21 protein-coding genes are annotated in these 24,537 nt (G+C 68.5%); 8 read left to right on the forward strand and 13 right to left on the reverse strand.

Going from position 1 to position 24,537, the window contains the following annotated elements:
* From NFH66_RS03495 to NFH66_RS03505, 3 genes are read right to left on the reverse strand one after another with little or no spacing between them, the layout of a single operon-like run.
* Positions 1-1,389: a sensor histidine kinase gene (locus NFH66_RS03495; protein ID WP_349608428.1), complete on the reverse strand. Its 1,389-nt coding sequence runs from the start codon at positions 1,387-1,389 to the stop codon at positions 1-3.
* Complete coding sequence (locus NFH66_RS03500) at positions 1,386-2,057, reverse strand: response regulator transcription factor (protein ID WP_349608430.1); 672 nt, start codon at positions 2,055-2,057, stop codon at positions 1,386-1,388. The genes NFH66_RS03495 and NFH66_RS03500 overlap by 4 nt, the downstream gene beginning before the upstream one ends.
* Positions 2,054-2,431: a PepSY domain-containing protein gene (locus NFH66_RS03505; RefSeq protein WP_349608432.1), complete on the reverse strand. Its 378-nt coding sequence runs from the start codon at positions 2,429-2,431 to the stop codon at positions 2,054-2,056. Before NFH66_RS03505 ends, NFH66_RS03500 begins: the two co-directional genes overlap by 4 nt.
* A gap of 112 nt (positions 2,432-2,543) precedes the next feature.
* Between NFH66_RS03505 and NFH66_RS03510 the strand changes: the two genes are divergently transcribed.
* Positions 2,544-3,011 carry a PepSY domain-containing protein gene (locus NFH66_RS03510; protein WP_349608434.1) on the forward strand — a complete coding sequence of 156 codons (468 nt, stop codon included), beginning with the start codon at positions 2,544-2,546 and terminating at the stop codon, positions 3,009-3,011.
* 97 nt (positions 3,012-3,108) lie between these two features.
* On the opposite strand, the gene NFH66_RS03515 is transcribed toward NFH66_RS03510, so the two are convergent.
* The 4 genes from NFH66_RS03515 to NFH66_RS03530 all read right to left on the reverse strand — a co-directional run bounded on the left by NFH66_RS03515 (position 3,109) and on the right by NFH66_RS03530 (position 7,204).
* Entirely contained in the window at positions 3,109-4,773 is a 1,665-nt protein-coding gene (locus NFH66_RS03515) for an FMN-binding glutamate synthase family protein (RefSeq protein ID WP_349608436.1), read from the reverse strand.
* Between the two features lie 83 nt (positions 4,774-4,856).
* Positions 4,857-5,648 carry a TSUP family transporter gene (locus NFH66_RS03520; protein ID WP_349608438.1) on the reverse strand — a complete coding sequence of 264 codons (792 nt, stop codon included), beginning with the start codon at positions 5,646-5,648 and terminating at the stop codon, positions 4,857-4,859.
* The gene (locus tag NFH66_RS03525) at positions 5,648-6,220 is read right to left on the reverse strand and encodes a gamma-glutamylcyclotransferase (RefSeq protein WP_349608440.1); all 573 of its coding nucleotides are present in this window, start codon (positions 6,218-6,220) and stop codon (positions 5,648-5,650) included. The genes NFH66_RS03520 and NFH66_RS03525 overlap by 1 nt, the downstream gene beginning before the upstream one ends.
* 75 nt (positions 6,221-6,295) lie before the next feature.
* Entirely contained in the window at positions 6,296-7,204 is a 909-nt protein-coding gene (locus tag NFH66_RS03530; RefSeq protein ID WP_349608442.1) for a LysR family transcriptional regulator, read from the reverse strand.
* Between the two features lie 164 nt (positions 7,205-7,368).
* Here NFH66_RS03530 and NFH66_RS03535 point away from each other — a divergent pair, with 164 nt between their 5' ends.
* The 5 genes from NFH66_RS03535 (at position 7,369) to NFH66_RS03555 (ending at position 13,344) form a co-directional block, all read left to right on the forward strand.
* Positions 7,369-8,880, forward strand: a complete 1,512-nt coding sequence (locus tag NFH66_RS03535) for a CoA-acylating methylmalonate-semialdehyde dehydrogenase (RefSeq protein ID WP_349608444.1) — start codon at positions 7,369-7,371, stop codon at positions 8,878-8,880.
* 71 nt (positions 8,881-8,951) lie between these two features.
* Positions 8,952-10,598 (forward strand): GMC family oxidoreductase, encoded by a 1,647-nt coding sequence (locus NFH66_RS03540; RefSeq protein ID WP_349608446.1) that lies wholly within the window; start codon positions 8,952-8,954, stop codon positions 10,596-10,598.
* Between the two features lie 250 nt (positions 10,599-10,848).
* Entirely contained in the window at positions 10,849-11,055 is a 207-nt protein-coding gene (locus NFH66_RS03545; RefSeq protein ID WP_213312394.1) for a cold-shock protein, read from the forward strand.
* Between the two features lie 148 nt (positions 11,056-11,203).
* A complete protein-coding gene (locus NFH66_RS03550; RefSeq protein WP_349608449.1) occupies positions 11,204-11,872 on the forward strand; it encodes an alpha/beta hydrolase in 669 nt (222 codons plus the stop codon).
* A 134-nt stretch (positions 11,873-12,006) separates the two neighbouring features.
* The gene (locus tag NFH66_RS03555) at positions 12,007-13,344 is read left to right on the forward strand and encodes a sensor domain-containing diguanylate cyclase (RefSeq protein ID WP_349608451.1); all 1,338 of its coding nucleotides are present in this window, start codon (positions 12,007-12,009) and stop codon (positions 13,342-13,344) included.
* A gap of 133 nt (positions 13,345-13,477) precedes the next feature.
* Here the strand turns inward: NFH66_RS03555 and NFH66_RS03560 are convergent, their stop codons facing one another.
* From NFH66_RS03560 to NFH66_RS03570, 3 genes are all read right to left on the reverse strand, one after another.
* On the reverse strand, positions 13,478-14,872 hold the full coding sequence (locus tag NFH66_RS03560; protein ID WP_349608453.1) for a PhoH family protein: 1,395 nt from the start codon (positions 14,870-14,872) through the stop codon (positions 13,478-13,480).
* Between the two features lie 239 nt (positions 14,873-15,111).
* Positions 15,112-16,137, reverse strand: a complete 1,026-nt coding sequence (locus tag NFH66_RS03565) for a patatin-like phospholipase family protein (protein ID WP_349608455.1) — start codon at positions 16,135-16,137, stop codon at positions 15,112-15,114.
* 78 nt (positions 16,138-16,215) lie between these two features.
* Positions 16,216-16,938 carry a murein L,D-transpeptidase catalytic domain family protein gene (locus NFH66_RS03570; RefSeq protein WP_349608457.1) on the reverse strand — a complete coding sequence of 241 codons (723 nt, stop codon included), beginning with the start codon at positions 16,936-16,938 and terminating at the stop codon, positions 16,216-16,218.
* A gap of 108 nt (positions 16,939-17,046) precedes the next feature.
* Here NFH66_RS03570 and NFH66_RS03575 point away from each other — a divergent pair, with 108 nt between their 5' ends.
* Positions 17,047-18,630, forward strand: coding sequence for a L,D-transpeptidase family protein (locus NFH66_RS03575; protein ID WP_349608459.1), 1,584 nt, complete (start codon positions 17,047-17,049; stop codon positions 18,628-18,630).
* Here NFH66_RS03575 and NFH66_RS03580 read toward each other — a convergent pair whose 3' ends face one another.
* The 3 genes from NFH66_RS03580 to NFH66_RS03590 all read right to left on the reverse strand — a co-directional run bounded on the left by NFH66_RS03580 (position 18,631) and on the right by NFH66_RS03590 (position 23,463).
* Positions 18,631-20,487 (reverse strand): ABC transporter ATP-binding protein, encoded by a 1,857-nt coding sequence (locus NFH66_RS03580; protein WP_502878629.1) that lies wholly within the window; start codon positions 20,485-20,487, stop codon positions 18,631-18,633.
* 89 nt (positions 20,488-20,576) lie between these two features.
* The gene (locus NFH66_RS03585) at positions 20,577-22,376 is read right to left on the reverse strand and encodes a peptidoglycan DD-metalloendopeptidase family protein (protein ID WP_349608461.1); all 1,800 of its coding nucleotides are present in this window, start codon (positions 22,374-22,376) and stop codon (positions 20,577-20,579) included.
* Between the two features lie 229 nt (positions 22,377-22,605).
* The gene (locus NFH66_RS03590) at positions 22,606-23,463 is read right to left on the reverse strand and encodes a pirin family protein (protein ID WP_349608463.1); all 858 of its coding nucleotides are present in this window, start codon (positions 23,461-23,463) and stop codon (positions 22,606-22,608) included.
* Positions 23,464-23,564: 101 nt separating this feature from the next.
* Here NFH66_RS03590 and NFH66_RS03595 point away from each other — a divergent pair, with 101 nt between their 5' ends.
* Positions 23,565-24,479, forward strand: a complete 915-nt coding sequence (locus NFH66_RS03595) for a LysR family transcriptional regulator (protein WP_349608465.1) — start codon at positions 23,565-23,567, stop codon at positions 24,477-24,479.
* Positions 24,480-24,537: the final 58 nt, after the last annotated feature.

The raw sequence follows: 24,537 nt of genomic DNA on the forward strand, positions 1-24,537 counted from the left end.
TCATCCCGAGACAGGTCTCGCGGCGACAGGTTCCTGCCTCGCCGATGGTGCGGCCAGCGGGCTTGACGGCAGCCAGACCCGGGCGGCGAGCCCACCGAGCGCCGAGCGCGCCAGGTTGAGCTCGCCACCGTGCAGCTCCGCGAGCTCGTTCACGATGGCAAGCCCCAGCCCGCTCTGGGAGCGCTGCTCGTCGAGCCGCGCCCCACGCGCCAGGGCCTCCCGGCGCTGGGCCTCGTCCATGCCGGGGCCGTCGTCCTCCACCGCCAACCACACCCCGTCGGCTGCCTCGCCGCCGCTCAGCCGCACCTCCCCCGTGGCCCAGCGCAGGGCGTTGTCGAGCAGGTTGCCGGCCAGCTCCTGGAGGTCCTGGGGGTCCAGGCGCAGGCGCAGCGTCGCCGGCAGCGCCACCGTCAGTGCAATGCCGCGTCGCTCGGCCAGGCGGCCCAGCCCCTCGACGATGGGGGCGAGCACTGCGGCCACCGCGATGCGCGGCGCCAGGCCGGCGTCGCCCGCCGCGGTGGCCCGCGCCAGGTGGTGGCGCACCGCGGCGTCGATGCGCGCGAGCTCCTCGCGGAGGCGCCCGCGCCGTGGCTCCTCGATGCCGTCGGCCAGGGTGGTCAGCACGCTGACCGGGGTCTTCAGGGCGTGGGCGAGGTTGCCGGCGGCGTGGCGGGCGTGGGCCATCAGTCGACGGTCGCGCTCCAGCACCCCGTTCATGGCCGCGGCCAGGCGGGCGAGCTCCTCCGGGAGGCGGGTGTCCAGGTGCTCGGCCTCGCCATCCTCCACCCGGCGCAGGTCGGCGCGCAGGCGGCGCAGGGGGGCCAGCCCCCAGCGGACCTGCAGCGCCAGGGTGGCCAGCAGCAGCACGCCGAGGCCGGCCAGGGAGAGCACCACCAGGCGGTTGAAGCGGGCGATCTCGGTGTCCAGCGGCTCCCGGGAGATCGCCACGGCGACGTGCAGCGGCGCGGCCAGCGGGGCGAGGCGGATGTCGCGCTCGATGGCGCGCAGCGGCGTGTCGCGAGGCCCCGGCAGGTCACGGAAGGTGACCTCAGGGTGAGCGGCCGTGGCCAGGCGCTGGTCCCACAGCGAGCGCGAGGTGAGGGTGTGATCGCCGCCGTCGCTGGCCTGCCAGTACCAGCCGGAGAAGACCCGGGTGAAGCGTGGCTCGCCCAGGTCGCGCTGCAGCACCAGTGCGCCCTCGACGTCGTCCCAGGCCAGCCCGGCGGCGACCACCTGCAGCAGCGATTCGAGGCGCTGGTCGAAGGCGGCGGTGGCGGTGGCCTGGACGTGGCGGGAGAGGGCGATGCCGGAGAGCGGCAGCGAGACCAGCAGGATCAGGAGCGTCGCCAGCATCAGCCGGCTGGCCAGGGAGAGGCGGTGCGGGATCATGGCGCACCGTCGGTGTCGACCAGGCGGTAGCCCTGGCCGCGGCGGGTCTCGATGCGTGCGGCCCCCAGCTTGCGCCGCAGGCGGCTGACCTGCACGTCGATGACGTTGGAGTCGGGTTCGTGGTCGCGATCGTAGACATGCTCGGCGAGTTCGCTGCGGCTGACCACCCGCGGGGCGGCGTGGGCCAGGTAGGCGAGCAGCCGTGACTCCTGGGCGGTGAGGCTGATCGGGCGACCGGCCAGGGTAACGCTGCCGCTGTGGGTGTCGAGGGCCAGCTCGCCGACCCGGATCACCGGGTGGGCGTGGCCGTGGCTGCGGCGCACCAGGGCGTGGAGGCGGAACAGCACCTCGGCGGTCTCGAAGGGCTTGGTCACGTAGTCGTCGGCGCCGGCGGAGAAGCCGGCGGCCTTGTCGGCCCAGCGAGTGCGGGCGGTGAGCACCAGCACCGGCAGCTCGAGGCCGGCCTCGCGCCACTGGGCGAGCCAGCGGCTGCCGTCGCCGTCGGGCAGGCCCAGGTCGAGGATCACGGCGTCGTAGGCCTCGGTGCGCACCAGGAAGTCCGCCTCGCCGCCGCTGGCGGTGTGCTCGAGCAGCAGGCCGGCATCCCGCAGCGCTTCACCCAGCGCCTCGGCCAGCGCCGGGTCGTCCTCCACCAGCAGTACTTTCACGGTGTCTCCTTGCGTCGCATGGCGTCGATCTTCACGCCCTCCATGCCGACCAGCTCGCCGCTTTCGGCAGCGAACTCGAACTCGACCTTCTGCCCCTGGGGGCCGAGCATCTCGATCTCGTAGACCAGGCGGCCGTCGTCGCGCTCCAGCTCCACCTCCAGCACCTGGCCGTCGTAGCGCGCCTCCAGCCAGTCGAGCAGACTCGGCAGCGCCACGATTTGCTCCTCGCGTACCGCCTCGTAGAGATCGTGCCAGTGCTCCTCCGCCGGTGCGGGGGCGGCGGCCAGCAGGATCAGCACGCCGGCCAGCGGCACCAGGCGGGGGCGAGTGCGGGGGCGAGGGTGGGTGCGAGTGTGAGGGTATCGTGTCAGCATGGGCTCAGGGTGCCAGGCGCAACATGAACAGAGCATGAACGCTGCCGTCACCTTCAGGCAAGGTGAGGGGGTGTGTAATGGCCCGGCAACCCGCAGAGATGAGGACACCACCATGCAACGCAAGATGATCCTGACCACTTCCCTGGCCGCCCTGCTGGGCGCCGCCACCCTGGCCCAGGCCGCAGATGATCGCCTGACCACCGAGCGCCTCGACGAGGTGCTGGCCCAGGCCAGCGCCTTCGGCTTCCAGACCTATGGGGAGATCGACGTGAAGCGCGACGACCGCGTCGAGGTCGAAGGCTGGCTCGACGACGAATGGCAGGCCGAGGTGAGCTTCGACCTGACCAGCGGCGAGAGCCTGAAGGAGGAGCGCAAGAAGCGCGACGGCGGCGCCTGGGGCCTCACCGAGGCCGAGGTGCGCGACGCCATGGCGCTGGCCGTGGCCGAGGGCCTGGTCGAGTTCGAGGAGCTCCAGGTCGACCGCGACGGCCGCATCGACATCGAGGGTTATGATGCCGATGGCCGCGAACTTGAGGTGAAGAGCCGCGACGGCGAGGTGCTCGAGGTCGAGCACGATTGATTCCCGGCCGGGGGACTCCCCGGCCACCGGTTCGGCCATCATGAACAGGGCCCGGCGCGATATGCGCCGGGCCCTCTGCCTTGTGCCTGGGGGGCGGCTAGTAGAGCTTGCTGTTTCTCAGCCTGGCGAGTGCCTCGGGTGGCTCAAAGCTGTCGGCGCGCGCACTTTCCCAGTAATCGCGGAACACCGGGTGGCGGTCGGCCCCGCCGGCCAGCAGCTCCCGCGGGGTCAGGAACTCGTGGAGTTCGGCGAAGCTTTTTACCTCGTGGCGCGACAGCCTGTGCAGAACATGCTCCGGGCCCAGTTGGGCGGGGTGCGACAGGCCCGCGGCGCCGAGCATCTCGGCCAGGGCGGCGAGGGTGTTGGTGTGGAAGGTTGCCACCCGCTGTGCCTTGGTCGGCACGTCCAGGCGGCTGCCGCGCAGGGCGTCCTGGGTGGCCACGCCGCTGGGACAGCGGTTGGTGTGGCAGGTCAGGGCCTGGATGCAGCCCAGGGCGAACATGAAGCCGCGGGCGGCATTGCACCAGTCGGCGCCCAGCGCCATGGCCCGGGCGATATCGAAGGCGCTGGTCATCTTGCCGGCCGCGGCGATATGCACTCGCTCACGCAGGCCGGCACCGACCAGGGTGTTGTGCACCAGCTGGAGCGCCTCGGTGAGGGGCATGCCGAGACGGTTGATGAACTCCAGCGGGGCGGCGCCAGTGCCGCCCTCGCCGCCATCCACGACCACGAAATCGGGATGCTCGCCGGTCTCGAGCATCGCCTTGACGATGGCGAACCACTCCCAGGGATGCCCGATGGCGAGCTTGATCCCTACCGGCTTGCCGTCGGCCAGGTCACGCAGCTCGTTGATAAAGGCGATCATCTCCAGCGGGGTGGTGAAGGCCGAATGGGCCGCGGGAGAGATGACGTCCTCGCCCAGGGGGACACCCCGGATCGTGGCGATCTCCGGGGTTATCTTGGCCGCCGGAAGGATGCCGCCGTGGCCCGGTTTTGCCCCCTGGGAGAGCTTGATCTCGATCATCTTCACGGCGTTCTGGCGGGCATGGTGACGGAAGCGCTCGGGGTCGAAGTGTCCCGCCTCGTCGCGGCAGCCGAAGTAGCCCGAGCCGATCTCCCAGACCAGGTCCCCGCCGCGACGATGGTAGGACGAAATCGCTCCCTCCCCGGTATCGTGGTAGAAGCCACCCTCCCGGGCGCCATCGTTCAGGGCCTTGATGGCGTTGGCGGAGAGCGCACCGAAGCTCATCGCCGAGATGTTGAACACGCTGGCCGAGTAGGGGCGTGGACGGCCCGCGCCCACGGTGATGCGGAAGTCTGTCTTCTGCGCATGCACTGGCGCCAGTGAGTGGCCTATCCATTCATAGCCGGGCTGGTTCATGTCGTAGAGCGAGCCGAAGGGCTTCTTGTCGCTGACCCCCTTGGCACGCTGATAGACCAGGCGTCGCTGCTCGCGGGAGAAGGGCACCTGCTCGGTGTCGGTCTGGATGAAATACTGGCGAATCTCGGGGCCGAAGGATTCCAGGTTGTAGCGCAGGTGGGCCAGGATCGGGTAGTTGCGGCTGACCGTTTGATGGCGCTGCAGCAGGTCAAAGGTGCCCAGGGCGGCGAGCAGGCCGAAGGCGAGCACGCCCCAGCCCCACTGGGGCGAGGAGATCATCACGCCTACCAGGCTGGCGGCCAGGCCCAGCAGGCTGGTTGCGTAGGCGCTGAAGCGCAGTGGCAGCGAAGCGAAGCGGGACAGGCGGGACAGGCGGGACATGATGCACTCCTTGGGGATGAGAACATTCATTGCACGGGTGCTCCGCCCCCGTGTCAACGCGCTCGAACCGCTGCGGCGTCGCGTCAGCGCGCGCCGCCGAGGGTGCTGAGCAGCCCCACCACGCTGACCAGGATCAGCACTGCGCCGAGCACCCGGAAGTAGAGGTTGGCACGGCTGCCCGTCAGGTAGCGGTGGGCGCGCTCGCCCAGCAGGTGGCCCACCAGGGCGCAGGGCAGCAGCCACAGCTGATGGATCAGCTGCAGGTCTACCCCGGCGATCAGGAAGGAGACCATCTTGATCAGTACCAGCAGGAACCACAGCACGAAGAGCGTATCGCGTAGCTGGCGGGCCGCCACATGGGTGGCGAAGACCGCCACGATCAGCGGGGCGCCGATCAGCGAGGTGCCGCTGACATAGCCACCGAGGGCCAGCAGCAGGGTGTCCACCCAGCGGCTTCTGCTGCGCCAGGGCCTGTCGAGCACGTAGCCCACCGCGTAGATCATCACGATCACGAAGATGATGCCGCTCATCACATGGCCGGGCAGGGTCAGCAGGCCCACTACCCCGACCAGCTTGGGCACGATCATCACCTTCATGGCCCGCCACAGGTAGGCCCAGTCGATGTTGCCCTCGGCCGGCGGGTGGCCGCCGTTCTCGGCCACCAGCTGGCGATGGCCGTTCCAGGCGATCCAACTGGAGAAGATCAGCAGCTGGATGGCGATGATCGGCAGGAACACCAGCGGCTGGTCGAGGACCAGCAGCAGGAAGGGCAGCGACAGCACCGCCCCGCCGAAGCCCAGGCTGGTGCGCACGAAGCCGCTCCACACGAAGGTCAGGGCGATTGCCAGGTACTGCCAGGCCGCGAGTTCCGCCATCAGGCACCTTCCCCGGGCAGTCGCGCGGCCAGGGCGAAGACGTGATCATCCTCGACCTCCAGGGCGCGTAGCGCCGCCGCCAGGTTGACCAGGTAGTCGCGATTGGGGCCGCTGGGGCCGTGGGCGGCGGCGATCTGCGTGGCGATGGCGTCCAGCGGCGCGTCACCCAGGTAGGCGGCGTTGTCGGCGCCGGCCAGGTAGACCAGCCCCTCGTCGCGGCCGCCGGCGGTATCGTCGAAGTGCAGGGTGATCACTTCGCGCAGGTAGCCGTTCTTCTCGCGCACATCCAGCGGTGACAGCACCTCGGGGGTGATGCGGTAGGCCATGCCGTGGCAGACCGTACCCTGCTCGCGCACCAGGGTGACTACCCGGCCCGGAGCCTCCGGGGTACCGCGATGGTCGTGGGAGCCTTGCCAGAAGCGTCGCACCCAGCCATGGATATGGGCCGGGCGGCGTTCGAGGTAGGGGAAGTCGGCTTTCCAGATCAGCGAGCCGTAGCCGAACAGCCAGATGGCGTGGTGGCCGGCGAAGTGGTTGCGCTGGCGATTCAGTTGGGTGGTGTCGTGACTCATGGCTGTGGTCGTGGCGATCGGTAGTCGGCAAAGTGTTCATGATGCGCCGCCGGCGGCGCGATGTCGAAGGCACCTTCAGGCGCCGGGGCGTCCCCATACCGCCTCCAGGGCCGAGAGGGCCTCGGCGATCACCGGCTCCTCCTCGCGCCCGCGGGGCCACAGGAAGCAGAGCGCGCAGGGCAGGCAGACCTCCTCGGCGAGCGCCAGGCCGCGCTCCTGGCGCTCGGTCATGGCCAGGGTGTCCCGCGCCAGGCTCAGTCCCACGCCGGCGCGCACCAGGTCGAGCATGCAGGCCTCCTGGTCGACCCGGGCCACCCCGCGTGGCGTAAGCCCCAGGGGGGCAAGTGCCCCCGCCAGCAGGCGGTGATGCACCGAGTCGGGAGGCGTGACGATCCACGGCAGGCCGGCCAGCCGTGTCCAGTCCGTCCCGGCCAGGCGACCGCCCCAACCAGGCGGGGCGATCACGCGGTAGGCGAAGTGGGTCAGCTCGCGGTAGGCAATGGCGTCGGCCTGCTCGTCGGGCCCCGCACCCGGCGGCGCCAGGTAGAAGCCGACATCGAGTTCGTCGCGGGCCAGGCGCCTCAGCACGCTGCCGCTCATGCCGTGGGAGAGCTCGGTCTCCAGCTGCGGGGCACGCTCCACCAGGCGGTGCAGGAAGGCGCCCAGGCGGATGAACTCGGGGTCGACGATGGTGCCGATGCGCAGCCGCCCGCGCAGGGTGCTGTGTAGCGCCCGGGCCTGCTGCTCGAAGGCGGTCACGGCGGCCAGCGCCTTCTCGGCGGCGGGCAGCAGCGCCTCGCCATCCTCGCTGAGGGTAAGCCCCTGGGGGCGGCGGCGGAACAGGGTCAGCCCGACCTCCTGCTGGAGCTGCTTGAGCTTGAGGCTGACCGCAGGCTGGGTCAGGTAGAGGCGCTCGGCGGCGCGCGAAACGCTGCCCGCGCGGGCCACGCCGACGAAGGCGCGCAGGGTCTGAAGATCCGCCATGGGGCGCTCCGGCTCGAGTGATATCAGTAAAACTTATATCGTGATTTTGAATTTATCAATTGATCCCGCCCGGCGGCACGCTAGTCTGACAGGGCTGCATCCCCATGATACGGCCCCCTAGACCCATCTCCCGGGGATACCCATACGACAAGACGAGGCGAGGCATGAGCACAGTCAGCATCCAGCATTATATCGATGGTCGAATCTCCGGCGGCGAGTCCGGCCGCACTTCCCCGGTCACCAACCCCGCCACCGGGGAGGTGACCGGCCGGGTGGCCCTGGCCAGCGCCGCCGACGTCGATGACGCGGTGGCCGCCGCCGTGGCGGCCTTCCCGGCCTGGGCCGACACCCCGCCGATCCGCCGGGCACGGGTGCTGTTCAAGTTCCTCGAGCTGCTCAACGCCAACCGGGACGCCCTGGCCGCGGCGATCACCCGTGAGCATGGCAAGGTGTTCACCGACGCCCAGGGCGAGGTGGCCCGGGGCATCGATGTCGTCGAGTTCGCCTGCGGCATCCCGCAGCTGCTCAAGGGCGACTACACCGAGCAGGTGAGCACCGGCATCGACAACTGGACGATGCGCCAGCCGCTTGGCGTGGTGGCCGGCATCACGCCGTTCAACTTCCCGGCCATGGTGCCGATGTGGATGTTCCCGGTCGCCATCGCCACCGGCAACACCTTCATCCTCAAGCCCAGCCCCCTCGACCCCAGTGCCTCGCTGATGATCGCCGACCTGCTCCAGCAGGCCGGGCTGCCGGATGGCGTCTTCAACGTGGTGCAGGGTGACAAGGAGAGCGTGGAGGCGCTGATCGACCACCCCGAGGTGCGTGCCCTCTCCTTCGTCGGCTCCACGCCCATCGCCAACCTGATCTATGAGCGTGGCGCGCGGCACGGCAAGCGGGTACAGGCCCTGGGCGGGGCCAAGAACCATATGGTGGTGATGCCCGATGCCGATCTCGACAAGGCGGTGGATGCGCTGGTCGGCGCCGCCTACGGCTCCGCCGGCGAGCGCTGCATGGCGATCAGCGTGGCGCTGCTGGTGGGCGACGTGGCCGACCAGGTGGTGCCGCGCCTGGCCGAGCGGGCCCGGGCCCTCAAGGTCAAGGACGGCATGCGGCTCGACGCCGAGATGGGGCCCATCGTCACCCGTGAGGCCCACGCGCGCATCACCGGCTACATTGCCAAGGGGGTGGAGGAGGGCGCCGAGCTGGTGGTCGATGGTCGCGAGTTCGACGCCTCCGCCACCGGCAAGGGCTGCGAGCAGGGCTTCTGGATGGGCGGCACCCTGTTCGACCACGTCACCCCGGAGATGACCATCTATCGGGAGGAGATCTTCGGTCCGGTGCTGGTCTGTGTGCGGGTCCCGGACGTGGCCACCGCCATCGAGCTGATCAATGCCCACGAGTTCGGCAATGGGGTGAGCTGCTTCACCGAGAGCGGCAGTGTGGCCCGTGAGTTCGGGCGGCGCATCCAGGTCGGCATGGTGGGCATCAATGTGCCGATCCCGGTGCCCATGGCCTGGCACGGCTTCGGCGGCTGGAAGCGCTCGCTGTTCGGCGATACCCACGCCTACGGCGAGGAGGGGGTGCGTTTCTACACCAAGCAGAAGTCGATCATGCAGCGCTGGTCCGACTCCATCCGCGGCGGCGCCGAGTTCGCCATGCCGACCCATAAGTAACTCCGGCCACCCAATGCCCAGGCAAGAGGCGCCGGTTTCGCCTCTCGCCGATTGCGACGTGAGAGCACGCCATGGCGGAACAAGAATTCGACTATATCGTGGTGGGGGCCGGCACCGCCGGCTGCCTGCTGGCCAACCGCTTGAGCGCCGACCCGGCCAACCGGGTGCTGCTGATCGAGGCGGGCGGCCGCGACAACTACCACTGGATCCATATCCCGGTGGGCTACCTCTACTGCATCGACAACCCGCGTACCGACTGGCGGTTTCGCACCGAGCCGGACGACGGCCTCAACGGCCGCTCGCTGATCTACCCGCGGGGCAAGACCCTGGGCGGCTGTTCGAGCATCAATGGCATGCTCTACCTGCGCGGCCAGGCCCGCGACTATGACGGCTGGGCCGAGTTCACCGGGGAGCCCGAATGGCGCTGGGAGAACTGCCTGGCGGACTTCATGCGCCACGAGGACCATCATCGCCTGGATGAGGACGGTGATGCCGACCCCGAGCACGCCGCCTTCCATGGCCACGGTGGCGAGTGGCGGGTGGAGAAACAGCGCCTCAAGTGGCAGGTGCTCGACGACTTCGCCACCGCGGCCGTGGAGGCCGGCATCCCGCGCACGCGGGACTTCAATCGCGGCGACAACGAGGGGGTCGACTACTTCGAGGTCAACCAGCGCTCGGGCTGGCGCTGGAACACTTCCAAGGCCTTCCTGCGTGGAGCCGAGAAGCGTGACAACCTGACCCTGTGGCACTCCACCCAGGTGCTGGGGCTGGAGATCGCCGGCGAGCGCGGCGAGCCCAGGGCGAGTGGGGTGCGTGTGCTGCGCGACGGAAAGGAGTCGCTGGCTCGCGCCGGGCGCGAGGTGATCCTGGCCGCCGGGGCGATCGGCTCGCCCCAGCTGCTGCAGCTCTCGGGCATCGGCCCGGCGGCGCTGCTCGCCGAACACGACATCCCGGTGGTGGCCGACCTGCCTGGGGTAGGGGAGAACCTCCAGGACCACCTGCAGATCCGTTCGGTCTACAAGGTAACCGGGGCCAGGACCCTCAACACCATGGCCAACTCCCTGGTGGGCAAGGCGAAGATCGGGCTGGAGTACGTCCTCAGGCGCACCGGCCCCATGAGCATGGCACCGTCGCAGCTAGGTGCCTTCACCCGCAGCAGCGAGGCCTTCGCGCACCCCAACATCGAGTACCACGTCCAGCCGCTGAGCCTGCCCGCCTTCGGCCAGCCGCTGGATACCTTTCCGGCGATCACCGCCAGCGTCTGCAACCTCAACCCCACCAGCCGCGGCACGGTACGCATCAGGAGCCGCGACCCGAGCCAGGCCCCGGCCATTGCGCCCAACTACCTGAGCACCCCCGAGGATCGCCAGGTGGCGGCGGATTCGCTGCGTGTCACCCGGCGCATCGTCTCCCAGCCGGCCTTCGCGAAGTACGCTCCCGAGGAGGTCAAGCCCGGCCTCGAGTACCAGAGCGACGCTGACCTGGCGCGCCTGGCCGGCGACATCGGGACCACCATCTTCCACCCGGTAGGCACGGCCAGGATGGGCCGTGACGACGACCCCATGGCGGTGGTCGACCCGCACCTGCGTGTGCGCGGGGTGGCGGGGCTGCGGGTGGTGGACGCCAGCGTGATGCCCACCATCACCAGTGGCAACACCAATTCGCCGACGCTGATGATCGCCGAAAAGGCGGCGGCCTGGATCCTGGCGGGGGAGTGAGTGGCATCGCTTTCGGCCATGCCATGTAAATTTCGGTCATGCCATGCAATTTTCGGCCATGCCATGTAAATAGTATTGACGTGCGCCCGGCGAGGGCGCATGCTGAGCACAGTTGGTTAGCAAGTCGTAACACCCCAGGTAGGCATCGAAGGCTCTAGCGCCTCGATTTTCCCGGGAACGTTTCTTGTTCTACCCACTGCAACTCGGGTATTACCCGGCAAAATCAAAACGCTATTAGAGGAATTCGATAATGGCTACCGGTACCGTCAAGTGGTTCAACGACACCAAGGGCTACGGCTTCATCTCTCCGGACGACAACGGCGACGACCTGTTCGCGCACTTCTCCGAGATCCAGGCCGACGGCTTCAAGACCCTGCAGGACGGCCAGAAGGTCTCCTTCGAGGTCACTCAGGGCAAGAAGGGCCTCCAGGCCTCCAACATCAAGCTCATCGACTGAACGTCGATCGATTATGATGTGACTGCCCTGCAGTCGATGAAAGGCTCGCCACGGCGGGCCTTTCTGCTGTCTGGGTCCCTGGCCCCGATGGCCAGCTCCGGCGCATTGCGCTAGGGTGAAGCCTTGTCCCCGCTGGAGACGAATTCCCATGAGCGAACCCGGTGAGCTGATCATCGACCCCCGCGGCAACAAGCCCGTCGACGCCTGCGTGTTCATCCTCCACGGCCTGGGCGCCGACGGCCACGACTTCGAACCGCTGGTGCCGGCGCTGGCGCTGCCACAGGATGCCAGCGTGCGCTTCATCCTGCCCCATGCTCCGCGCCTGCCGGTGACCATCAACGGCGGCATGGTGATGCCCGCCTGGTACGACATCAAGGAGATGAGCCTCGACCGGCGCGTCGATGAAGCGCAGCTGCACGCCTCCGCGGAGCGCATCCAGGCCCTGGTGCGCGAGCAGATCGGCCACGGCATCGACAGCCGGCGCATCATCCTGGCCGGCTTCTCCCAGGGCGGGGCGGTGGCCTACCAGGCGGCGCTCTCCTTCGAGCGGCCCCTGGGCGGGCTGCTGGCGCTCTCCACCTACTTCGCCACCGCCGAGAGCATCGCGCTGGCCGAGGCCAACCGCGAGCTGCCCATCGAGGTCCACCACGGCAGCTTCGACCCGGTGGTACCCGAGGCGCTGGGCAAGGCGGGCTTCGAGACGGTCAAGCGCCTGGGCTACCCGGCCCACTATCGCCAGTACCCCATGGCGCATGCGGTCTGCCCCCAGCAGGTGGCGGACATCGGCCACTGGCTGGGCAAGTGCCTGGGGCGCTGAGGCGCCTTCAAGGATCGCCACGGGCGTCGCCGGAGGTTGCTTCGCGTGGGGTGTGTCCCGGGGCGAACTGGGTTAGGCTGACAGCAGGGTCCGGAGAGGCCCGCCTACTGCACAGGGAACCTCGGAGTGAGGAGATGGCTGCATTCAGGGAGAGATGGCAACGCTGGTGGCGTGGCGGGGCGGCAGGAGAGCCAGGCCTCGACGCGTTGCTGCTCGAGCACTACCCCGGCGCCGTGATGCTGCTGGACGATCAGGGTGTGGTGCGTCGGGTCAATCCCGCCTTCGAACGCCATGCCGGCCATCCGCCCGAGCAACTGCTGGGCCGGCGTGCCGTGACCCTAGACATCGATCCGCTGCACGGCGACTTCGCCCGGGCATTGGAGCAGTGCGTGACGACCCTGCGGCCCTGGCAGGGCCTGTTGCTGTGCCGACGTGCCGATGGCTCCCTGCGCCATCAGACCACCATGATCCAGCCGCTGGTGCGTGACGAGGGGCCGCTGCGGCTGCTGGTGATGCAGTATGACGTGACCGGCATGCGCGAACGTGAGCTGCGCGACCGCCAGCTGCTGGGGCGTCTGGAGAGTACCGTCTCGCGGGTCCCCAGCGCACTGTTCCGGCTCCGGCAGGGCGGCAATGGACAGCTCGAGTTCCTCTATCTCAGTGAGGCCCTGCGCTCGCTCTTCGGATTGGCGCCGGAGCAGTGCATGGATGACCCCGAGGCCCTGCTCGGCCGGCTGGCCCGAGACGACCGGCAGCGCTTCGAGGCCAGCCTGGCCCAGTCCGCGGTGTCGCTTGCCCCCTGGCAGCTGGAGTTTCGGCTCTCGCTGCCCGAGGGAATACGCTGGATCGAGGCGCGTGCCACGCCCCTGGCACGCGGCCAGGGTGACCTGATGTGGGATGGGCTGCTTATCGACATCGATGAGCGCAAGCAGGTCGAGCAGCGGGTGCAGCGGCTGGTGGGGACCGACATGCTGACCGGGGCCCTCAACCGTCGTGCCTTCCTCGAGCAGGGCGAGGCGGCCCTGGCCCGCGCGACCCGCCACGGCGAGTCGCTGTCCCTTGCCATGCTCGACCTCGACCATTTCAAGGCCTTGAACGATACCTACGGCCATGCCGTGGGCGACCTGGCCCTGCAGGCCTTTGCCACGACCTGTCGTGAATCACTGCGCCCCTACGACCTCTTCGCGCGCATCGGTGGTGAGGAGTTCGTGGTGGTGCTGGTGGACAGCCGTCCCGAGGAAGCCTGGAGCGTGCTGGAGCGTCTGCGGCAGGCGGTTGCCGCCATCGAACTGGAGTCGGAGGGAGAGGTGGTGCGCTTCACTGTCAGCCTGGGGCTTGCGGTACTCGGGGGGGAGGGCTCACTGGAGTCGGGTCTCGCCCAGGCGGATCGCGCGCTCTATCGCGCCAAGCGCAGCGGGCGCAACCGGATCTGCGGCCCCGAGGAACTCATCCAGGACCCCAGGGCCCTGTGAGGAGGGGACGGTAGGTCACGTCACGCCGCTGCCGTCACGGCCAGGGAGGCCTGGCCCCAGGTTTGACCCCGGGCACACCGCGTATCGGGAGGCCCGGGCTCTGCGAGGCGGCCGCCTCTGAGGAGCGCCGCCCCTAGAGCAGCTCCTCGCCGGCCAGTGCCAGGCGCGAGCGTTCCACGCTCTTGAGCGTGACGTGGCCGGCGTGGGGCCAGTCGCGGAAGCGCTGCACCAGCGCCGCCATGCCGCAGGTGTTGGCGGTGAGGTAGGGGGTGTCGATCTGCCCCACGTTGCCCAGGCAGACGATCTTGGTGTTGCGCCCGGCCCGGGTGACCAGTGACTTGAGCTGCTTGGGCGTGAAGTTCTGCGCCTCGTCGATGATCAGGAAGGTGTCGTTGAGGGTGCGCCCGCGCATGAAGCCGGGAGCGCGGATCTGGACCCGGGCGCCGAGCAGCTGGCGGGTGGCGCCGTTGTCCCAGCTGGACTCGCCGTCCTCGTTGCGCAGCAGGTTGTCCATGTTGTCGTGGAAGGCGCCCATCCAGGGCGACATCTTCTCCTCCTCGGTACCCGGCAGGAAGCCGATATCCTCGCTCATGGAGATGGGAGCCCGGGTGAAGACGATGCGCTCGAAGCGCTTGCTGTCCAGGGTCTGCTGGAAGGCCGCGGCCAGCGTCATGAAGGTCTTGCCGGTACCGGCGCTGCCGGCGACGGTGACGAGGTCAATGTCGTCATCCATCAACAGGTTGAAGGCGAAGTTCTGGTGGCAGTCGCTGGCGTGGACGCCCCACACGCTGGGGCCATGGCGATAGTTGGTAATCAGCTCCAGGCGGGCGCGTCGGCCGCTCGCCTCGCGCACGATGGCCTCGAAGCTGGCATCGCCGTCGGCGACCAGCATGCCGGGATGCCAGTCGGCGGGGATCTCGCCCACCAGGTGGTAGACCACGCGTTGCTGGTCACGCTCCACCGTGACGTCCAGGGCCAGGCCATTCCACAGCTCGCTACCGGCATCCGGGTAGATCCGCACGCCCTCCAGCATGGCATCGCTGTCGTCGAAGGCGCGGTCGGTGAGGTAGTCCTCCACCGGCACGCCCAGGGCGGCGGCCTTGACGCGCAGGTTGATGTCCTTGGTGATCAGGATCACCGAGGCGTCGGCGCGTTCGCGGCGCAGGCGGCAGGTCTCGGCCAGGATGCGGTTGTCGGGGGTGTCGTCCAGCGGCTCCAGTGTGGCGAGGTCGGTGTAGCAGAGCAGGCGCAGGCGGCCCTCGGGGCCACTGAGGCGGCGGATGGGGATGCCGTCGCGGATCTGCTCGAGGCCGACGTCGGCGGTGAGGTCGGATAGGGTGCGGCTGACCTGGCGGGCGGTGCGGGCGATCTCGCGGATGCCGTTCTTGTGCTTGTCGAGCTCCTCGAGCACGGTCATGGGGATGACCACCTCGTGCTCGTCGAACTGGTAGAGGGCGGCGGGGTCGTGCAGCAGCACGTTGGTGTCCAGCACGTACAGCCGGGTGGCCTTCTTGTCGATGCGTACCATCGGCGCAGCTCTCCTGATTGTCGCGAGTCAGGCGTCATGTGACGGCCTCATGTCGACACTGTCAGCGCACGATGTCAGGAAGGTGACAGCGACCTGACAGCATCAGTAGCGCTGGTAACTCCTCCTGTGGCCTTGGGCAACTAGCGGCGGGCAATGGGGTGCCCCGCTGACTCGAGCATGGTCGGCGTGGCAGTGGCCGGCAAGGGCGCGTGGTCGGCGAAGGTTCAACGCAGCCGGGTTTACTCCGCGTGGTGGTAGACCCACTCGACGTCCAGGGTGGAGCGGTTGCCGAGATCCGTGAAGTGCTCGGCCAGCCAGGCCTCGGCGGTGTGCCGGCCCGCGTCGCGCAGGTGGCAGAGGAAGGGCCACTCGGCATTCATCTTGCTCGACACGGAGAGCTCGGCAAGTGCCTCGTCGCCGCTGATGCGGTGGAACAGGGCGCCGGCGTAGCAGCCGATGTCGATGCCGTGGTCGCCGAGCAGGCGCTGGAGCATGGCGATCATGCGCACCTCCTTGATCAACGAGGTATTGAAGGTAATCTCGTTGAGGCGGTTCATGATGCCCGCGGCGTCGGTGGGCACCTCGTCACGGTAGATGGGGTTGATCTGCACGATGACGATGTCCCGGGAGCCGCAGTGCTCCATCAGCGGCATCAGTGCCGGGTTGCCGGTGTAGCCGCCGTCCCAGTAAGCCTCGCCGTCGATCTCCACGGCATGGAAGACGCTGGGCAGGCAGGCCGAGGCCATCACCGCCTCGACGCTCATCTCTTCCCGGGTGAAGACGCGCTGCTTGCCGCTGCGCACGTTGGTGGCGGTGACGAAGAGCTTGAGGTCGGGGCAGCGGCGAACCCGCTCGAAGTCGACGCGTTCGGCGATGATGTCGCGCAGCGGATTGAGGTCGAAGGGGTTGAACTGGTAGGGCGAGACCAGTCGACTCATCAGGTCCATGGCCACGTAGCCGGGGGAGTGGTCCAGGCTCCAGTTGCCGGTGAGCATGTCCAGCGGGGTGCGGCGGATGGGGCTGGCCATGCCGGCGCGGCTCACCGCGGCCCAGAAGTCGTGCAGGGCCTGGCGGGTGGTGTCGCGGTCGCCGCGGGTCAGGGCGTCGGCCATCACCACGCCGTTCATGGCACCGGCGCTGGTACCGCTGATGCCCTCGATCTCGATGCGTGGGTCTTCCAGCAGGCGGTCCATCACGCCCCAGGTAAAGGCACCGTGGGCGCCGCCGCCCTGCAGCGCCAGGTCGATATGCTTGGTCTCGCTCATGCTCACCCTCGTTCGGTCGTCAGGCCATGATGCAGCGACGCATCATGGCAGCTTCTCGCCGCCGAGGGAAAGTGATGGCTACTGCATGGCGAGCTGCTGGTCCGGGGTGCGGTCGCAGTCGAGGTAGGCGGAGCTCGCCAGCCACTCGGGGTCGGGGTAGTAGGCAAACAGGTACTGCTCCTCCTTGAGGCTGTCGATCAGCGGATAGGTGACCTCCTGGCGCACCGCCGGGCAGCCGTGGCTGCGGCCCAGGCGGCCGGTCTGCTCGATGAAGGATTCGCTGACATAGTCGGCGCCGTGCATCACGATGGCGCGCTCATAGGCGAGATGGTTGACACCCGCCTCGAGGCCCTCGAGGCGCAGCGAATAGCCATTGCGTCCATAGTAGGTGTTCATGGTGCGGAACAGTCCCAGGCTCGACTGGTGGCTTTCCGGCGTGTTCGAGAAGCGCGAGGCCAGGGCATCGCCGGAGCCGCGGCCGTGGGAGACGAGTTCTTCGAAGAGCAGCGCCTTGCGGCGCAGGTCGAATACCCACAGCCGAGGCTCGCTGGAGGGCAGCGAGTAGTCGATCACCGCCAGGCGCTCGGCGTGCGGGTCGGCGCAGGAGAGGGCCTCGGCGGCCAGTGCCAGCACCTCGTGACTCGCCGCCGGCGCCAGGCGTGTCAGGGTGTCGACCAGCGCCTCGTCGCCGAGGAGACGGGGGTGCAGCGCCTGGGCCAGGGTGGTGTCGGCGCCGGCGGTGGCGCTGGTCATCAGGCCGGCCGCGCACAGCAGGCCGCCGAACAGGGTCGAACGCAGCATAGGGGGTCTCCTAGTTTGTCGCTATTATGTAGGGAAGGGGTGGGGCGGCCAAATTAGAAGTAAACGATTTTGGAGGCGAACATGCGGCGATCTGTCGCGATAGGTGTCATGGCGCTGGGTATCATGCTGGTGTCAGGCATGGCCCAGGCGCAGCAGCCCACGGCGCGGGAAGGCGCCGTGGGCGTGGTGGAGCAGGCCCTCGAGGGGCGTGATGGGGTCACGGAGGCCTTCTACGCGGCGCGTGACTTCCAGGCCGCCTGGGTTCGTGAGTCGCAGGTCGAGGCGCTGGTCGAGGCATTGCGGCAGCTGACCGAGGATGGCCTCGACCCCGCTGACTATGGCGCCGACCGCCTGCTGGCGGAGTTTCGCCAGGCCCAGGCTGGCGGCGATATGGCCAGGGGGCGTTTCGATACCCGGGCCACGCGTGCCCTGCTCACGGCGCTGCGCCATCTCCACCACGGCAAGGTCGATCCGCACAGCATCGATGCCGACTGGGAAGTGCCCGTCAACGTGCAGCTGCCTCCCGTGACGGCGATCGTGAGGGCGGTGGAGACGGGGGAGATCGCGGCGCTGCTCGATTCGGTACGCCCGGCCTATGCCCCCTACGAGTGGCTCCGCCAGGGCCTGGCCCGCTATCGCCATATCCAGCGCCTGGGTGGCTGGCCGATGCTGCCAGAGGGTGGGCCGACCCTGCGCCTGGGCGAGACGCACCCCGACGTGGCGATCCTGCGCGGGCGCCTGGCCCAGATCGGCGAGCTGGCGGTGGTGGCGGCGGATGCCTCGATCCTGCCCGCGGCCGAGCTGGAGGCTCCAGACCCACGGCGCTTCGATGCCGAACTGGAGGCGGCGGTGAAGCGCTTCCAGGACCGCCACCTGCTGGCAACGGATGGTGTCGTCGGGCCGCGTACCCGGGCCGCCCTCAATGTGCCGGTGGGCAAGCGCGTCGACCAGATCCGCCTCAACCTGGAGCGTGCCCGCTGGCTGATGCACGGCCTGCCCGAGGCCTTCGTGCTGGTGGATATCGCCGGCTACCGTCTCAGCTACTTCCGCCCCAATGGCGAAGTGTGGCGCTCGCGCATCGTGGTGGGCCAGCCCTATCGGCGCACCCCGTCGCTGCGTTCGGAGATTACTCATCTCACCGTCAACCCGACCTGGACGGTGCCACCGACCATCCTGCGCGAGGACGTGATCCCCAGCGTGCGTCGCGATCCGGGCTACCTGGCCCGGCGCAACATGCAGGTGCTGACCCCCTCCGGGCAGCGCCTCAGCCCGGGCCAGGTCGACTGGTCGAACCCGGGCAACGTGATGATTCGCCAGGCCGCCGGGCCCAACAACGCCCTGGGTCGGGTGGTGGTGCGCTTCCCCAACGACCACCTGGTCTACCTGCATGACACCCCGGCCCAGGGGCTGTTCGCCCGGGAGCAGCGGGCCTTCAGTTCGGGCTGCATCCGCGTGCAGGGGGTGCTGGAGTTCGCCCAGTTGCTGTTCGACGATACCGGCAGTGGCCGCGACCTCGGCTCCCTGTTGGCCGCGGGGCGCACCCGTAACGTGCCCCTGGCCGAGCCGATGCCGGTGATCCTGCACTACTGGACGGTGCATCCGTCCTCCGCTGGCCAGCTGGTCTTCCGGCCGGATATCTATGCGCGCGACGACGCCCTGTTGCGGGCGCTGGATCGGCCGCTGGCGCTGTAGTCACTCATACCCCTTGGCCTGCAGGCGGAACAGTCGCGCATAGCGGCCGTTGGCGGCCATCAGGCTGGCATGGTCGCCCTGCTCGAGGATCTTGCCGCCGTCGATCACCAGGATCTGGTCGGCGGCGCGCACCGTGGAGAAGCGGTGCGAGATCAGGATGGTCATCTTGCCCTGGCTGTGGTCGCGGAAATCGGCATAGACCGCCGCCTCGGCGGCGGCGTCCATGGCCGCGGTGGGCTCGTCGAGCACCAGGATATCGGCGCTCTCGCGCATATAGGCCCGCGACAGCGCGACCTTCTGCCACTGGCCGCCGGAGAGTTCCTGGCCGTCCTTGAACCAGCGCCCCAGTTGGGTGTGGTAGCCGCCGGGCATCTCGGCGATGAAGTCATCCGCCAGCCCACGCCGGGCGGCCTCGCGCCAGCGGGCCTCGTCCTCGAAGGCGGCCACGTCACCGGCGCCGAGGTTCTCGCCGACCTTCATCTGGTAGCGCACGAAGTCCTGGAAGATCACTCCGATGCGCCGGCGCAGCGCCTGGACGTCCCACTCGCGCAGGTCGTTGCCGTCCAGCAGGATGCGCCCCGTGCTCGGTTCATAGAGCCGGGTCAGCAGCTTGATCAGGGTGGTCTTGCCCGAGCCGTTGGCGCCCACCAGCGCCAGGCTCTCGCTGGGCCTGAGGTGCAGCGAGATGCCCGAGAGGGCGGGCGCCTCGGCGCCGGGATAGGTGAAGCCCACGTTCTCGAAGCGGATGCCGTCGCCGGGGTGAGTCCCTACGGTCAGGCGGCCGGCCTCCGGGGCCACCGGTTGCTCCAGGTACTCGTAGAGGTTGGAGAGGTAGAGGTTGTCCTCGTACATGCCGCTGATCGAGGTCAGGCTCGCCGAGAGTGCCGCCTGGCCCTGCTTGAAGACCATCAGGTACATGGTCATCTGGCCCAGGCTCAGGGTGCCGGTGATGGTCTCCACCACCACCCAGGCGTAGGCGCCGTAGAAGGCGACGGTGCCCAGCAGGCCGAGCACGAAGCCCCAGCCCTCCCGGCGCAGTGTGAGCCGGCGGTCCTCGGCGTAGAGCGTGTCGAAGATCTTCCGGTAGCGTGACAGCAGCAGCGGCTCGAGGCCGAACAGCTTGACCTCCTTGATGCTGTCCTCGCGGGCCAGCACGGTCTCCAGGTACATCTGCATGCGGGTCTGGGGGGAGCGCCAGCGAAACAGCCGGAAGGCGTCGCCGGAGAACTTGGCCTCGGAGATGAACACCGGCAGGGCGCCAACCACCAGCACCAGCAGTGCCCAGGGGGAGAACTGCACCAGCAGCACCCCGAAGCTGATCAGCGAGATGCCGTTCTGGGCCAGAGAGAAGGTCTTGTTGACCAGCCCCAGGGGGCGAATCGAGGCCTCGCGACGCGCCCGGGTGAGCTTGTCGTAGAACTCCGAGTCCTCGAACTGGGCGAGGCTGAGGGTGCCGGCCTTCTCGAGGATCATCACGTTGACCTTCTGGCCGAGCAGGGCCCGCAGCAGCGACTGCTGTGCCGAGAGCGTCCGCTGGGCCAGGGCGATGGCGGCGATCACCCCGCCTTCGGCCAGCACGTAGCGCAGCACTGGCCACCAGGCCACGCTGCCCGTCTCGGCATGCTGTTCCATGGTGGCCACCACGGCATCGACGATCAACTGGCCGAGCCAGGCCGCCACCGCCGGCAGCACACCGGCCACCAGGGTGGCGATCGCCAGGCCCACGGTGAGTGCGCGAGAGGTCTGCCACACCAGGATCATGGCACGGCGGCTGTAGCGGAATACGCCGAGGAAGGCCGCCAGGCGGCTCTCGGGCGGCGGGGCAGGGAGGGGAGAACGCGAGAGGGAGGATGACACGGGGCTCTCCGGGCGCGGGGGAGGCTAAATCGAGACGCCCCGCACGATGGCGGGGCGCAGCGGAACAGCGGGGATGGTACGACGCGCGATCAGCCCTCGTCGGCCTCCTCGTCGGGATCCGTCTCGGCGGTGCTGGCCACCACCGGGCCGACCTCGCCGGACTGCAGAGCGGCGAGCAGCGGCTCTGCCTCACGCTGGAAGGCCACCAGTCGATCGCCCGCGAGGCTCTTGTTCTCCGGCAGCTTGACCTTCATGGCGTCGACCTGATTGTCGCTGACCAGCACCTCGTAATGGAGGTGTGGTCCGGTGCTGCGGCCGGTGTTGCCGGAGAGCGCAATACGCTGCCCCATGGTCACGCGCTCGCCGCGGCTGACCAGCGGCTTGGAGAGGTGCAGGTAGCGGGTGCGGTAGCCGTTGTCGTGGCGGATCACCACGTAGCGGCCCGCGGCGTAGTGGCTACGCACCGACTCGACTACGCCGTCGGAGGGCGCGGTGATCGGTGTGCCGATCGGCATGGCGAAGTCGGTGCCCTTGTGTGGGCTGATGCGCCCGGTCACCGGGTGCTTGCGACGCGGGTTGAAGTTGGAGCTCAGCCGGTAGCGACCCTCGAAGGGGTAGCGATTGAAGGCGGGGTCGAGGCTCTCGCCCTCCGGAGTGTAGAAGTTGTTGTCGGCACTGTTGCGTACCAGGGTCAGCGCGGTGCGCTCGCCCTCATACTGAACTGCCAGGATGCGCGGATCGAAGCTCTCGCCGTTGATCACATCGGACTCGACCAGCACCTGAAAATGATCGCCGCGACGGGTGTCGCGGCGGAAGTCGAGTTTCTTGCCCAGCACGTGGGTCAGGCGCGAGACCTCGGTGCTGGAGAGGCCGGTGGCCTGGGCCGAGCGGGTGAAGCTGCCGCTGACGGTGCCGGCGAACAGGCGCTGGGCGGCTTCGCCGGTGTGCTCGATGCTGGCGACCTCGAAGGCCTCGCCCTCGCGCTCGGCGACGAAGCCGCTGCGGGCATCGCGCATCATGCGCAGCGAGAGCAGTTTGCCGTCCTTGTCCAGCTGGTAGTCGAGGCGACTGCCAACTCGCCAGCGCTCGAGCATGTTCCTGTCGGGCAGCTGTTCCAGCAGGGCCAGGACCTCGCTGTAACCCAGGCCCAGGCGGTTCTGGGCCATCGCCGCGAAGGCATCGCCGGGCTGGACGGTGTAGGTCTCCCACTCCGGCACATAGGGCTCGCGAGCGGCGATCTCACGCTCGAGAAGTACCGGCACGTCGTCGAGCACGCTCAACTCGCCCTCGGGGATCTCCTCGTAGGAGGTAGCATCGGCCACCAGGCTGCCGTCGTGGTCGAGCATGCCGCTGCCGATGGTGCCGATCACCGTGGCAATATGCAGGGCACCGCGATCCAGTCTGTCGGTCTCTCGAGCAGCGATCTCGCTGGCGATCCGCACGGCCTGCTCGTCCAGGGTGGCGTGAGTCGTCCCCTTGGCCATCATCAGGGGCGTGTCGCCTCCCAACGCGGCGTCATCGCCGCGACGGGCCAGCAGGGGAGGAGGAGTGCCTGCGCTGGCGGCGTCGGCCTCGTCGATCAGCTCGAGGTCGACCACCTCGCTGACCTTCAACTGGGTGATGGGCACACGCTGTCGCGTGGCGTCCAGCGCCTGGTTGGCCAGTTCGATGGCGTCACCCACGGGGCCGCGCTGAAGGCTCAGTGAGGGCAGACGGGAGGTGGCATCGGCGTCGAGGGGAATGACGACGGTCTCCAGCGACCGGGAGTCGCGCTGGACATCCTGATAGGTGGTGACGATCTTCTGTGCGCCCAGCACGGTGACCATGGTGGCGACCGGTAACAGCAATAACTTGTGCGTGCGGGGCAGCGAATGGAGGACTCGCAGCATGGATAAAGGCCAGTGAATAAAGATAAAGGTAGAAAAAGGCTTCTGAACCATAACCCATGATGGGGGGGCTGCCTAGTCTGTACGCATGCACAGTTGTGCCACCCCGAGCGGCTGTGGTGGCCGTGACGCGGGTGGCACAAGAGGAAAGTGAACGCTGTTTGCTAAGTATGCATTGGAACGAAGTCGGCCGGGGATTGCAACCCCCGGCCAATACGTCCCGGTGTGCCGCTCAGGCCATGCCTTCGGCGAAGTGGCCGTCGCGATAGTCACGCAGCGCCTGCTCCAGTTCGTGCTGGTAGTTCATCACGAAGGGGCCGTAGTGAGCGATGGGCTCGCCGTGGGGGATACCCGTCAGCAGCAGGGCGTCGGCGCCCTCGGCGCTGGTCAACGCGAGACGGCTGCCCGAGCCCAGCCGCGCCAGCTGGCCGGCCGGTACCCGAGTCTCGCCAATATCGAGCTCGCCTGCGAACACATAGACCAGCAGGGTCGGGGCATCGACCCGCAGTGCCAGTTCGCTTCCCGCTCCCAGGCGGGCATGGGCCACGCCCCCCTGGCCGGCCAGGGCATCCAGCGGCCCTTCGACGGCCTCGCCGTCGTCACGCTGCCAGCGGCCACCCAGGGCGACCAGCTCACTCGCCGCCACGCCGGCCAGTTTTGGCATCTCGGTGGCACGCACGTCGCGGTAGGTGGGGGCACTCATCTTCTCGCTGGCGGCCAGGTTGATCCACAGCTGGAAGGCGTGCAGGCCCTGGCTGTCGGTGAGTGGCATCTCCGAGTGGATAATGCCGCGGCCGGTGTGCATCCACTGGGCGTCGCCGGCGCGAATGGTGCTGGAGTGTCCCAGGTGGTCCTCGTGGGTCAGCCCGCCGTGTAGCACATAGGTCAGCGTCTGCATGCCGCGGTGAGGATGCGGCGGGAAGCCGCCGATATAGTCGTCGGGACGCTCGGAGCCCAGCTCATCGAGCATCAGGAAGGGGTCCAGGCCGCCGCCGAAGTCGTGGATCCGGCGAATCTTGACGCCGTCACCGTCCTGGCTGGGGCGGCTCGGCTGCAGCTGCTGGACTTGGCGGAGTTGTGATGCGCTCATGGTGATTGCCTTGTGATCTGTCGGGTCATGGCTGGTATTTTAGGTCGGTTTTTTCGAAACTTAAGCGCATAGTTTCGCTTTAAATATTCGAGGGGGTCGAAATGTCCCGCGTTACCCTGGCCCAGTGGCAGATGTTGGCGGCGGTCGTCGATCACGGTGGTTTCGCGCGTGCCGCCGAGGCGATCCACAAGAGTCCCTCCACCCTCAATCACGCGGTCCACAAGCTGGAGGAGCAGCTGGGCGTGCGTGTCCTGGAGCCGGCAGGCCGCCAGGTGCGCCTGACCGAAGCGGGCGAGATGCTGCTGCGCCGCGCGCGCCAGCTGATCGAGAGCGCGGCGGCCCTTGAGGAGGTGGCCGGCAGCCTCGCCGAGGGCCTCGAGGCCGAAGTGGTGCTGGCGGTGGACCAGGTGTTTCCCCCCGACGCCCTGGCCCGCGCCCTGGCCACCTTCTCGGCGGCCTATCCCCATGTGCGGGTACAGCTTCATGAGACGGTGCTCAACGGCGGCATCGAGATGCTCTATGACGCCCGAGCCGATCTGGTGATCTCGGGCCTTTCCGCCCAGGGGTTCCTGGGCGAGCCGCTGGCCACCGTGCGCTTCGTGGCGGTTGCCCATCCCGACCACCCCCTGCATCGCCTGGGGCGGCCGCTGGACCTGCGGGACCTGGTGCAGCACCGCCAACTGGTGGTGCGCGACTCGGCGTTGCGGCAATCCATGGATGCGGGATGGCTCAAGGCCGAGCAGCGCTGGACCCTGAGCCACCTGGAGACTTCCATCGATATGCTGGAGCGCGGCCTCGGCTTCGCCTGGCTGCCGGAGACGCGGATTCGCCAGGCACTCGATACCGGACGCCTCCAGCCGCTGCCGCTCACCGCCGGGGGTATCCGTGAGATTCCCGTGCAGCTGATCCATCGCGACCGCGACCGCGCGGGCCCGGCGACACGCTTCCTGGCCGGTGCCCTGACCAGTGAGGCGCAGCGTGGCACGGGCAGGGTGGAATTCGATGCTATCGAATGAAAGCGCCCAGAATATGCGCTGAAGCATCGATAGTTTCGTCTTACTCTGGGGGAATGAC

This window comes from Halomonas sp. H10-9-1 (assembly GCF_040147005.1).
Classification (GTDB): Bacteria; Pseudomonadota; Gammaproteobacteria; order Pseudomonadales; family Halomonadaceae; genus Halomonas.